The following is a 12,001-nucleotide window of genomic DNA, read 5'->3' as shown; positions in this document are numbered from 1 at the left end:
CCGTATCCGTGCGTGAGCAAAGCCTTGCAGGATGCCACTGGGGCGCCGTGCCGCACAAGGGCTTTGCGAGAACGACGAGGCTCTTGGCGGGCCCGAGGCGCACCATGGAGGTGTGGGAGGAGGTACACACCATGATGGAGATCAAGACGCTGGACAAGCCGGATGAGCGGCGGGACTTCCCCGGTGGTCATCTGGAGACCCTGCACCTGACGGGGCTCGACTTCGCCGTCGGTACCTTCGAGCCCGGATGGCGCTGGCGGGAGTCGGTCCGGCCGCTGGCCGGGACCGAGAGCTGCCAGGTCCGCCACACCGGAGTCGTGGTGAAGGGGCGGATGCGGCTGCGCATGGACGACGGCGCCGAGGCCGAGGTGGGGCCCGGCGATGTGTTCGCGATACCGCCCGGCCACGACGCGTGGGTGGTCGGCGACGAGCAGGTGGTGGTGTACGACACCGGTGGTGAGATGGCCGAGGTGTACGCACGCGCGGAGCGGGGCGAAGCCTGATCCGACGGGGTGCGAGCCCGGTCCGCGGGGTTTCGTCCGGTGGGTGCCGGTTACGCGTAGCAGCCCGGATCCGTCGTCAGGGATGAGATGAGCACCGGCTCCACACCACCGCACAAGGGCGGCCGCCCGGCCAGAGGCGGCGGCAGCGAACGCACCGACCGCATGGTGCGGACGCTGCTCCGCCGCCGCAAGAAGTCGCTCGCTTACGGGGATGTCACCGTCGTCGACCGGCCGCGGCTGCGGCGCGCGGTGACGGCGACCGCGGTCGGCAACACCATGGAGTGGTTCGACTTCGGCGTCTACGCGTACGTCGCGGTCACCCTCGGCAAGGTCTTCTTTCCGTCCAGTTCCCCGGCCGCGCAGGTGGTGTCGACGTTCGCCACCTTCGCGGTCGCCTTTCTGGTGCGGCCGCTCGGCGGGCTGGTCTTCGGGCCGCTGGGGGACCGCATCGGGCGGCGACGGGTGCTGTCCACCACCATGATCATGATGGCGGTCAGCACCTTCGCGGTGGGGCTGCTGCCGGGCTACGGCTCGATCGGCTTCGCCGCGCCGCTGTTGCTGCTGGCGTGCCGGGTGGTGCAGGGCTTCTCGACCGGCGGTGAGTACGCGGGGGCGACCACGTACATCGCGGAGTTCGCGCCCGACCGGCGGCGCGGCTTCCTGGGCAGTTGGCTCGACTTCGGCACGTTCGTCGGCTATTCGCTGGGTTCCGGGCTGGTCACGGTGCTCACTGCCGTGCTCGGGGACGACGGCATGGTGGACGGGGGCTGGCGGATTCCGTTCCTGGTCGCCGGGCCGCTCGGGATGATCGGCCTGTACATGCGGCTGCGGCTGGAGGAGAGCCCGGCGTTCCAGCAGGAGGCCGAACGGGCGGCGGAGGCGGCGAAGGCCGCGGCGGCCCACGGCGACACCGCGCCGGTGGAGGAGGCGCGGCAGTCCGGCAAGGGGCGGCTGAAGGAGATCTTCACCCGGCACTGGCAGGCCGTGCTGATCTGCATGGGCCTGGTCCTGCTGTACAACGTCACCAACTACATGGTGACGTCCTATCTGCCGACGTACATGACCTCCACGCTCGGCGAGGACGCCACCACCGCCCAGCTGCTGGTGCTCGCCACCATGGTGGTCGTGGCGCTGACGATCACCGTGGTCGGGCGGTCCTCCGACCGCTGGGGGCGGCGGCCGATGTTCATGGCCGGGAGCGGGGCCATGATCGTGCTGGCGATCCCGGCGTTCCTGCTGATCCAGATGGGCGACATCCTGCTGCCCGCGATCGGCTGTCTGGTGCTGGGGCTGCTGCTGGTCACGTTCGCGGGCACGAGCGCCGCGACGCTTCCGGCGCTGTTCCCGACCCGGCTGCGCTACGGCGCGCTGTCGATCTCGTTCAACCTCTCCGTGTCGCTGTTCGGCGGGACGACGCCGCTGATCGCGTCGTCGCTGGTGGAGTCGACGGGCGATCCGCTGGTGCCCGCGTACTACCTGATGGCGGCCGGTGTGGTGGGCCTGATCTCGGCCCTGTTCCTGTACGAGACGGCCGGGAAGCCGCTGCGCGGCTCGGGCCCGATGGTGGAGACCGAGGAGGAGGCCCGTACCGCGGTGGCGGAGAGCCGCACCGAGGCCGGGCGCAGGGCGCGCGACATCTGGATCAGGGTGCGTCATCCCTGGGGACACCACCAGCAGTGAGCCTCGCGCTCCTCAGCCGCGGCCCATCGCACGGGTGATCATGATCTCGATCAGCACGCGGTGCGGGTTGGGGCGGGGCTCGTGCTCGTAGCGTTCGGCGTAGCGGCGTTCGGCGTCGGCGATCAGCTCGGGTTCGGTGCGCACCCGCGCGGTCCCCTCCAGCGTGGCCCACCGCTTGCCCGCCATCTGGCAGACGGCGACCCGCGCGCCCTCCGCCGACCGGCTCGCCGCCCGGACGTGGGCGACCTTGCGGCTGTGGCCGCTCGCGATGACGCGGGCGAGCCCGGCGTCGGGGTCGTAGGTGACGCCGACCGGGACGACGTGCGGGGTGCCGTCGGGACGGAGGGTGGTGAGGGTGCACACGTGGCGTTCGCGCCAGAAGGCGAGGTACGCGGGGTCCGGGTTGCGAGGATCGAGGGCCATGTACGGGAACCTATGGCCAGAACGCTGGCGGAGACACAGTTGAGTGGAATAGACTCAACTTTACGCATGTTGTGCAGGGCAGGATTGTGGGCCGCCGCCGCGCGATGAGGAGGAGCACAGGACGTGGACGCCGAGCTGACCAACAAGAGCCGGGCGGCGCTGAGCGCAGCCAACGACCGGGCGGTGTCCGCCGGGCACGCCGATCTGACCCCGGCCCATCTGCTGCTCGCCCTGCTCCAGGGGCAGGACAACGAGAACGTCATGGATCTGCTGGTCGCCGTCGACACCGACGCGGCCCTCGTACGGAACGGGGCCGAGCGGCTGCTCGCCGCCCTGCCCAGCGTGCAGGGCTCCACCGTGGCCCCGCCGCAGGCCAACCGCGATCTTCAGGCCGTCCTGGTGGACGCCGCGCAGCGCGCCAAGGACCTCGGCGACGATTACATCTCCACCGAGCACCTTCTGATCGGCATCGCCGCCAAGGGCGGTCAGGCCGGGGAGCTGCTCGACCAGCAGGGGGCGAGCGCCAAGGCGCTGCTCGCCGCGTTCGAGAAGGCCAGGGGTGGACAGCGGGTGACGACTCCCGATCCGGAGGGCACGTACAAGGCGCTGGAGAAGTTCGGCACGGACTTCACCGCCGCCGCGCGCGAGGGCAAGCTCGACCCGGTCATCGGCCGGGACCAGGAGATCCGGCGCGTGGTGCAGGTGCTCTCGCGGCGTACGAAGAACAACCCGGTGCTGATCGGCGACCCGGGCGTCGGCAAGACCGCCGTGGTGGAGGGGCTCGCCCAGCGCATCGTCAAGGGCGATGTGCCGGAGAGCCTGCGCGACAAGCGGCTGGTCGCGCTCGACCTCGGCGCGATGGTCGCGGGCGCGAAGTACCGGGGCGAGTTCGAGGAGCGGCTGAAGACCGTCCTCGCCGAGATCAAGTCCAGCGACGGCCAGATCATCACCTTCATCGACGAGCTGCACACCGTGGTCGGCGCGGGCGCCGGCGGCGACTCGTCCATGGACGCGGGCAACATGCTCAAGCCGATGCTGGCCCGCGGCGAGCTGCGCATGGTCGGCGCCACCACGCTGGACGAGTACCGCGAGCGGATCGAGAAGGACGCCGCGCTGGAGCGCCGCTTCCAGCAGGTGCTGGTCGCCGAGCCGACCGTCGAGGACACGGTCGCCATCCTGCGCGGGCTCAAGGGCCGGTACGAGGCGCACCACAAGGTGCAGATCGCGGACGGCGCGCTGGTGGCCGCCGCGACCCTCTCCGACCGGTACATCACCTCCCGCTTCCTGCCCGACAAGGCCATCGACCTGGTGGACGAGGCCGCCTCCCGGCTCCGCATGGAGATCGACTCCTCACCCGTGGAGATCGACGAGCTCCAGCGCTCCGTCGACCGGATGAAGATGGAGGAGATGGCGCTCGCCAAGGAGACCGACGAGGCCAGCAAGCTGCGGCTGGAGAAGCTGCGCCGCGACCTCGCCGACAAGGAGGAGGAGCTGCGCGGCCTGACGGCCCGCTGGGAGAAGGAGAAGCAGGGCCTCAACCGGGTCGGTGAGCTGAAGGAGAAGCTGGACGAGCTGCGCGGCCAGGCCGAGCGCGCCCAGCGCGACGGCGACTTCGGTACCGCCTCCAAGCTGCTGTACGGGGAGATCCCGGCCCTGGAGCGGGAGCTGGCCGAGGCCTCGGAGGCCGAGGAGGAGGTGCAGCGGGAGGACCGCGGCACCATGGTCAAGGAGGAGGTCGGCCCGGACGACGTGGCCGATGTGGTCGCCTCCTGGACCGGCATCCCGGCCGGACGACTGCTGGAGGGCGAGACCCAGAAGCTGCTGCGCATGGAGGACGAGCTGGGCAAGCGGCTGATCGGCCAGACCGAGGCCGTCCGGGCCGTCTCCGACGCCGTGCGCAGGACCCGGGCCGGGATCGCCGACCCGGACCGGCCGACCGGCTCGTTCCTCTTCCTCGGCCCCACCGGCGTCGGCAAGACCGAGCTGGCCAAGGCGCTCGCCGACTTCCTCTTCGACGACGAGCGGGCCATGGTCCGCATCGACATGAGCGAGTACGGCGAGAAGCACAGCGTCGCCCGGCTGGTCGGCGCCCCGCCCGGCTACGTCGGCTACGAGGAGGGCGGCCAGCTCACCGAGGCGGTGCGCCGCCGCCCGTACAGCGTGGTGCTGCTGGACGAGGTGGAGAAGGCCCACCCCGAGGTCTTCGACATCCTGCTCCAGGTGCTGGACGACGGACGGCTCACCGACGGCCAGGGCCGGACGGTGGACTTCCGCAACACCATCCTGGTCCTCACCTCCAACCTCGGCAGCCAGTACCTGATGGACCCGCTGCTCGGCGAGGAGGAGAAGAAGCAGAGCGTGCTGGAGACGGTGCGAAGCTCCTTCAAGCCGGAGTTCCTGAACCGGCTGGACGACCTGGTGGTCTTCTCCGCGCTCAGCCAGGACGAGCTGGCCCGCATCGCCGAGCTCCAGATCGCCGCGCTCGCCCGGCGCCTCGCCGAGCGGCGGCTGACCCTGGAGGTCACCCCGGAGGCGCTGGCCTGGCTCGCCGAGGAGGGAAACGACCCGGCGTACGGGGCGCGCCCGCTGCGCCGCCTGGTGCAGACCGCGATCGGCGACCGGCTGGCCCGGGAGATCCTCTCCGGCGAGGTGCGGGACGGCGACACGGTCCGGGTCGACCGGGCCGGGGGCGGCCTTCTGGTGGGCCCGGCGCGCTGAGCCGCCCGGCTCCGTCTTGATCGCGCAAAGGCCGGGCCGGGGTTGCACGGCGGGGGCCGATGTGAGGGAGGATGGCGGTATCCATACGAAGGGAAATCCACGGTGAGCATCGACCCGTCCTCGATTCCGAATTTCGGGGGCCAGCCCGAGCCCGAACCGGCGGGTCCGAGCGGCCCCGTGCTGCCCGACCAGGACCTGGTCAAGCAGCTGCTGGAGCAGATGGAGCTGAAGTACGTCGTCGACGAGGAGGGGGACCTCGCGGCGCCGTGGGAGCAGTTCCGCACCTACTTCATGTTCCGTGGTGAGGAGGAGCAGCAGGTCTTCTCCGTCCGGACGTTCTACGACCGGCCGCATGGCATCGAAGTGAAGCCGCAGCTGCTCGAGGTGATCGACGACTGGAACCGCCGCACCCTGTGGCCCAAGGTCTACAGCCACACCAACGACGACGGCACGGTCCGGTTGATCGGTGAAGCGCAGATGCTGATCGGCACCGGCGTCAGCCTGGAGCACTTCGTATCCAGCACGGTCAGCTGGGTACGGGCTTCGATCGAGTTCGACCGCTGGCTGGTCGAACAGCTCGGCCTGGAGACCGACATCGAGTCCGGCGACGACGAGAAGCCGGGCGACGACGAGGCCTGAGCACAAGCACAGATCACGAGCCCGGTCGACGCGCCGCCCCCGAGGGCGACGGCGCGCGGCCGGGCTCTTGCCATCTCCCGGTTCGTCAGGGCGCCAGGCTCTTCAACCGGGCCGCCGCGTCCTTCAGGACGTCCTCGCGCTTGCAGAAGGCGAAGCGCACGAAGGGCGCGCCCTGGGCCTGGTGGTCGTAGAAGACGGCGTTCGGGACGGCCACCACGCCGCAGCGCTCGGGCAGGGAGCGGCAGAAGGCGAAGCCGTCGCTCTCGCCGAGGGGGCGGATGTCGGTGGTGATGAAGTACGTGCCCGAGGGGCGGAAGACCGTGAAGCCCGCGTTGGTGAGGCCGTCGGCCAGCAGGTCGCGCTTGGTGCGCAGATCCTCGCGGAGGGTGTCGAAGTAGGCGCCCGGCAGGCGGAGGGCCTCGGCGACCGCGTACTGGAACGGGCCCGCGGAGACGTAGGTGAGGTACTGCTTGGCGGAGCGGACGGCGGTGATCAGCTCCGGGGTGGCGGTGATCCACCCGACCTTCCAGCCGGTGTACGAAAACGTCTTGCCCGCGCTGCTGATGGTGACGGTGCGCTCGCGCATGCCGGGGAAGCCCGCGAGCGGGGTGTGGGCGTCGCCGAAGACGAGGTGTTCGTAGACCTCGTCCGTGATCACCAGCAGATCGCGCTCGACGGCGAGGGCGGCGACGGCGGCCAGCTCGTCGTGGGTGAGGACGGTGCCGGTGGGGTTGTGCGGGGTGTTGAGCAGGATGAGGCGGGTGCGGTCGGTGACCGCGGCGCGCAGCTCGTCCAGGTCGAGGCGGAAGGCGCCCTCGTGGGGGCGGAGGGTGACCGGGACGCGGGTGCCGTCCGCCATCGCGATGCACGCCGCGTACGAGTCGTAGTACGGCTCCAGGGCGATCACCTCGTCGCCCGGCTCCAGCAGGGCCAGCAGTGAGGCGGCGATGGCCTCGGTGGCGCCCGCGGTGACCAGCACCTCGGTGTCGGGGTCGTAGGTCAGGCCGTAGAAGCGCCCCTGGTGCTCGGCGACGGCCGTGCGCAGCTCGGGGATGCCGGGTCCGGGCGGGTACTGGTTGCCGCGGCCGTCGCGCAGGGCGCGCACCGCGGCCTCGCGCACCTCTTCGGGGCCGTCGGTGTCGGGAAAGCCCTGGCCCAGGTTGATGGCACCGGTGCGCACGGCGAGGGCCGACATCTCGGCGAAGATCGTCGTGCCGAATGCGGCCAGCCGGCGGTTGAGCAGCGGTCGTCCCATGGGCCCATCCTCCGTCGAACCTCTGGACTTCCTCAACTCCGCTTTTGAGGGGGTGCAAGCCGGGCAGGAGCCGGACAGACACGACAGAGCGGTACCTCGCTACGGGGGGCTCGCTACGGGGGATGGGAAGGAGTGAGGACCCATGGGTTTTGTCATCGTGTTCGTCGTCGTGGTCTTCGCGGTCGCGGCGGTCGCGGCACTGAGCGCCGGTAAGGCCAGGAAGCGGTACGGGGGTCGCCGGGGGGCGTACGGGGCCGGGTCGTCCGGCGGAGCGGTCGGCGGTGGCTGGTGGCTCGGCAGTGGCGGTTCGAGCGGCGGCGGCTGCGGCGGTGGCGGGGGCCACCACGGCGGCAGCAGCTGCGGTGGCAGCAGCGGCTGCGGCGGCGGAGGGGGCTGCGGTGGCGGTGGCGGTGGCGGCGGCGGTGGCTGCGGGGGAGGCGCCTGAGCCGCCCACCGGGGGAACCGGCCGACCATGCGCCCGGCGCGCCAACGTGCGCCGGGCGCACGTGTGTTGAACACTTGAACTGGGGACCGCCCTAGGGGGTGGAAACCCGGCGAAGGTGGGTAAAAACGATGTGGCGTCGACCATTTCATGATTCCGTATACCACCGCCCTACGGACCCCACGTGGGCACGAGCCGGCGTATCCGCATACCCCTGGACCACCGCGGGGCGAGCCGGCCCACCTTTCCCCTGCGTGCTTGCGGAGCCGACCCATGCTCACGACCCTCAAGACTGCCTACACCGACACCCGCGCCGACGACCTGGCCTGGGCCCTGGGGCGGGAACCGCTTCCGGCCCTGGCCGTGCTCGACCTCCGACTTCACGGTTTCGCAGTGCAGTTGAGGCTTCTTGGCGCCTCGCACCAGGTCCTCCTCGAAGCGGAGGACGGGCGCTGTTCGGAGACCGTGGCCTGTATGTCCGGCAGTCGCACCCCGCTTCCGCTGGGGGTTTCCACCCTCGTCGACGGCCGTGAGTACGAATTCGCGGCGCGCGTCGAGGAGTTGTCGAAAGGATCGTTCGCCGGGCGGGCCCAGGAGTTACTCGCCCTGGTCGCCGATCATCCGCACGGCCTGGCCGGGACGTTCCCCGGCAGCCCGCACGCGTTCACCGCGCTGCTCGCGCAGTGGAACGAGGGCACGGTGGGGTGGCGCACCTGGCACGCCTATCCGCAGGAGGGCCGGTTGGTGACGACCCGTACCTGTCTGGGGGTGGCGTCCATACCGATGTCGCTCCGCCCTCCCGCCGATCCGGTGTCCTCCCGCTGAAATCTGGTCTGCGGATGATGCGGTGTACGGATGAGCGGCCGTCAGTGCACCCTTGTGGGTGACCAGACATGGGTGATTTGTAACGTAGCGTTCCGTTCGTGACCGAATCCCCGAAGCCCGCGCCGGAGCCCGAGAATCCGGTGCGGCTGCCCGTACGGGCCGGGTTCGGCCGCTTCCTCATCCTCGTCACCGTCTTCGTCTGCGCCGCCTGCGGACTGGTCTACGAACTCGAACTCGTCGCCCTCGCCTCCTACTTGGTGGGCGACTCGGTCACCCAGGCGTCCGTCGTCCTGTCGGTGATGGTCTTCGCCATGGGCGTCGGCTCCCTGCTCGCGAAGCGGCTGCGCTGCCGCGCCGCGGTCGGCTTCGGCGCCGTCGAGGCGGTGCTCGCGCTCCTCGGCGGCTGCTCGGCGATGGCCCTGTACGCGTCCTTCGCGTGGTGCGGGCAGTCGCGCCCCGCGCTGGTCGGCTTCTCGATCGCGATCGGCGTGCTCATCGGCGCCGAGGTGCCGCTGCTGATGACGCTCATCCAGCGGGTGCGGCGGCAGGACCCGGGCGGCGCGGTCGCCGATCTGTTCGCCGCCGACTACGTGGGCGCGCTGGTCGGCGGGCTCGCCTTCCCGTTCCTGCTGCTGCCCGCGTTCGGCCAGCTGACCGGCGCCCTGGTGACCGGCGCGGTCAACGCGGTGGCGGGCGGGGCGCTCGTGCTGTGGCTGTTCCGCCGCGATCTGAGCGCACGGTCCCGGTGGGCGCTGATCGTCACCAACGCCCTGGTGCTCGCCCTGCTGGCCGCGGGCGCCGTCCTCACCCCCTCCTTCGAACGGGCCGCCCGGCAGGCCGTGTACGGGCCGGAGGTGCGCGTCGCGGTGCGCACCGGCGTCCAGGAGGTGGTGCTCACCGGCGGCCGGACCCGCGGGCGCCCGCTGTCGCTGTTCCTCGACGGGCGGCTCCAGGTCAGCGGGCACGACGAGCTGCGCTACCACGAGGCGCTGATCCACCCCGCGATGGCGGCCGGACCGCACCGCCGGGTCCTGGTGCTGGGCGGCGGCGACGGGCTAGCGGCCCGCGAGGTGCTGCGGTACGGCGGGGTCCGGTCGGTGACCGTCGTCGAGCGCGACCCCGGGGTGGTGCGGCTCGCCCGCCGCGACCCCGCGCTCTCCGCCCTCAACGCGGGCGCCTACCGCGATCCACGGGTGCGGGTGGTCACCGCGGACGCCTTCGACTGGCTGCGGCGCAGCGCGGCGTACGACGTCGTGGTGTGCGATCTGCCCGACCCCGGTCTCACCCCGAGCACCAAGCTGTACTCCCAGGAGTTCTACGGCCTGGCGGAACGGGTGCTGGCCCCCGGCGGCCGGCTCGCCGTGCACGCGGGGGAGGCGGGCCCGCGGCCCCGCGCGTACTGGACGGTGGACGCGACGATGCGATCGGTGGGGCTGCGCACGGTGCCGTACGTGGTGACGGTGCCCCCGGCGCCCGGCGGACCCATGGCCGACGGGCCGACGGGGGACGGACCGCGCGACTGGGGGTTCCTGCTCGCGGCCCGCGGACCGGTCCGGCTGGGCCTCGCCCCCCACGGCCCCCGCCCCCGTTCGCTCACCCCGGCCGGTCTGGACGCGGCGCGGCGCGCGGCGGAACGGAGCCGGGAACCGCATCTGCCGCCGTCGACCCTGATGCACCCGCGCTACGACTGATACCTCGGGGGCGAAAGTTGCGTGGGAACGGGTCTCAGCGAACGCGCGGTGGGTAGTGTCTTGAGCTATGGAGCATGAGGTGTTCGTTCCGTTTCCCGTCGACACCGTCCGGCAGGCGCTCTCGGAGCCCGACCGCATCGCCCGTTGCGTCCCCGGGCTCCAGCAGGATGCCGATGAGGACGCGGGTCCGCTCGCCGGGCGGCTGCGGCTGCGCATCGGCGGATCCACCATCACCTACCGCGGCTCGCTGCGCCTCACCGAGCGCGGCGGTGGCGTGGAGGTCGAGGGCGAGGGCACCGAGGCGCGGGGCGGCGGCTCGGTGAAGCTCGCGCTGACCCTGACGCCACGGGCCGTGGAGGGCGGCGGTACGGGGCTGCTCTGCTCCGGCACCGTGCGCAGCGAGGGGCGGCTGGCCGAGTTCGACGCGCACGCGACCGAGACGGTGGCCCGCCGGCTGCTGGACCGCTTCGGGTCGGCGCTGGCGTCCGGTCTCGAGGCGGCCCCGATCAGCCCGCCCGCGGAGCACGACCCGCTCACCGAGGCGGACCTGCCGCTGCGCGCCGAGGACGCCGCCCGGGCCGAGGCCGCCGAGGAGGCCGAGGACGTCGACGTGGACGACATCGGCGACCTCGACGACGTCGACCAGGTGGAGGACGTCGGCGCCCTCGCCGAGCTGGGCGGGCTCGACGAGGACGAGCCCCCGGCCGAGGCCGCGCACGCCCGCCGCACCATGATCGGCCGCTCGACCGAGGAGGTCGACCACGCCCCGCCCCGCGGCCGCTACGCCCCCGTACCGGCGCCCGAGGCCGGTTCGACCGGTGCCACGCTGCGCTGGGCCGCGCCCGCCGCGGCCGTGGTGATCGCGTCGGCCGTCGTCGTCGGACGGCGCGTCCTGCGCCGCCGCCGGTGAGCCGCTGGTGAGCTGGTGATTCCTCGCCGTCGCCGAGCGGCTGCGCATAGGGTCGGGGCGTGACCGAAGAGACAACGGAGACCAAGGGCGTCCGGCTGGCCGCCGGGGACGCCGAGCTGACCGTTTCGCCCGACAACGGCTGCCGCATCGGCTCGCTGCGCCTCGGTGGCACGGAGCTGCTGCGGCAGGGCCCCCGGTACGGGTCCTTCCCGATGGTGCCCTGGTGCGGCCGGGTCGAGCTGGGACGGTTCCGCGACGGCGGCCGGAGCCATCAGCTGCCCGTCAACTCCCCGCCGCACGCGATCCACGGCACCGGCCGGGACCTCGCCTGGCGCACGGTCCGCACCGGGCCGGACAGCGCGGCCTTCACCTACGACCTCGCCGACCCCTGGCCGTACGAGGGCCGGGTCACCCAGAGCTTCGAGCTGGCCGCGGACGCGCTGACCGTCACCCTGAGCGTGGAGACGGAGGGCGACTCCTTCCCGGCGCAGGCCGGGTGGCACCCGTGGTTCCTGCGCAACCTGGGCGAGGGCGGCGCCGACGTCGAGCTGTCCTTCGCCGCGGAGTGGCAGGAGGAGCGCGGCGAGAACCACCTCCCCACCGGCCACCGCATCCCGCCGCGCCCCGGCCCGTGGGACGACTGCTTCGGCATGCCGGACGGCGTGGACGTCACGCTGACCTGGCCGGAGCGGCTCGAACTCAAGGTCACCAGCCGCAGCGAATGGGTCGTGGTCTACGACGAGCAGGCGGAGGCGGTGTGCGTCGAGCCGCAGTCCGGGCCGCCGAACGGTCTGAACACCCTTCCCCGCCTGGTCACGCCCATCGACCCGCTGGAGATCTCCATGACGTGGAGCTGGCGCGACCTGAGGTAGGCGCCCCTGGGGGCCCGTGGGGGTGGGTACGGACACCGCCTAA

Annotated in this window: 11 protein-coding genes; 9 read left to right on the top strand and 2 right to left on the bottom strand. The window is 72.0% G+C overall.

Features of this window, described 5'->3' with window-relative positions; genetic code table 11:
• Positions 1-131 precede the first annotated feature (131 nt).
• Together LCH29_RS28725 and proP are read left to right on the top strand one after the other, a co-directional pair.
• On the top strand, positions 132-503 hold the full coding sequence (locus tag LCH29_RS28725; protein ID WP_446464597.1) for a cupin domain-containing protein: 372 nt from the start codon (positions 132-134) through the stop codon (positions 501-503).
• Positions 504-665: 162 nt separating this feature from the next.
• A complete protein-coding gene (proP, locus tag LCH29_RS28720) occupies positions 666-2,183 on the top strand; it encodes a glycine betaine/L-proline transporter ProP (RefSeq protein WP_446464633.1) in 1,518 nt (505 codons plus the stop codon).
• A gap of 12 nt (positions 2,184-2,195) precedes the next feature.
• Here the strand turns inward: proP and LCH29_RS28715 are convergent, their stop codons facing one another.
• On the bottom strand, positions 2,196-2,606 hold the full coding sequence (locus tag LCH29_RS28715; protein ID WP_446464596.1) for a pyridoxamine 5'-phosphate oxidase family protein: 411 nt from the start codon (positions 2,604-2,606) through the stop codon (positions 2,196-2,198).
• 123 nt (positions 2,607-2,729) lie between these two features.
• Here LCH29_RS28715 and clpB point away from each other — a divergent pair, with 123 nt between their 5' ends.
• Entirely contained in the window at positions 2,730-5,324 is a 2,595-nt protein-coding gene (gene clpB / locus LCH29_RS28710) for an ATP-dependent chaperone ClpB (protein ID WP_446464595.1), read from the top strand.
• A gap of 102 nt (positions 5,325-5,426) precedes the next feature.
• Positions 5,427-5,963: a YbjN domain-containing protein gene (locus tag LCH29_RS28705; protein ID WP_123101779.1), complete on the top strand. Its 537-nt coding sequence runs from the start codon at positions 5,427-5,429 to the stop codon at positions 5,961-5,963.
• Between the two features lie 85 nt (positions 5,964-6,048).
• Here LCH29_RS28705 and LCH29_RS28700 read toward each other — a convergent pair whose 3' ends face one another.
• Positions 6,049-7,218 (bottom strand): pyridoxal phosphate-dependent aminotransferase, encoded by a 1,170-nt coding sequence (locus LCH29_RS28700; RefSeq protein ID WP_446464594.1) that lies wholly within the window; start codon positions 7,216-7,218, stop codon positions 6,049-6,051.
• A gap of 142 nt (positions 7,219-7,360) precedes the next feature.
• On the opposite strand from LCH29_RS28700, the gene LCH29_RS28695 reads away from it, so the two are divergent.
• The 5 genes from LCH29_RS28695 (at position 7,361) to LCH29_RS28675 (ending at position 11,958) form a co-directional block, all read left to right on the top strand.
• The gene (locus LCH29_RS28695) at positions 7,361-7,663 is read left to right on the top strand and encodes a hypothetical protein (RefSeq protein ID WP_446464593.1); all 303 of its coding nucleotides are present in this window, start codon (positions 7,361-7,363) and stop codon (positions 7,661-7,663) included.
• Positions 7,664-7,933: 270 nt separating this feature from the next.
• Positions 7,934-8,485, top strand: a complete 552-nt coding sequence (locus tag LCH29_RS28690; RefSeq protein WP_446464592.1) for a DUF2617 family protein — start codon at positions 7,934-7,936, stop codon at positions 8,483-8,485.
• A gap of 98 nt (positions 8,486-8,583) precedes the next feature.
• On the top strand, positions 8,584-10,176 hold the full coding sequence (locus tag LCH29_RS28685) for a polyamine aminopropyltransferase (protein WP_446464591.1): 1,593 nt from the start codon (positions 8,584-8,586) through the stop codon (positions 10,174-10,176).
• Positions 10,177-10,243: 67 nt separating this feature from the next.
• Entirely contained in the window at positions 10,244-11,086 is an 843-nt protein-coding gene (locus LCH29_RS28680) for an SRPBCC domain-containing protein (protein WP_446464590.1), read from the top strand.
• Positions 11,087-11,145: 59 nt separating this feature from the next.
• A complete protein-coding gene (locus tag LCH29_RS28675) occupies positions 11,146-11,958 on the top strand; it encodes an aldose epimerase family protein (protein ID WP_446464589.1) in 813 nt (270 codons plus the stop codon).
• Positions 11,959-12,001: the final 43 nt, after the last annotated feature.

This window comes from Streptomyces sp. BRA346 (assembly GCF_052851135.1).
Note: the sequence above shows the minus strand (reverse complement) of the source record. Positions and strands in the feature narration are given on the sequence as shown.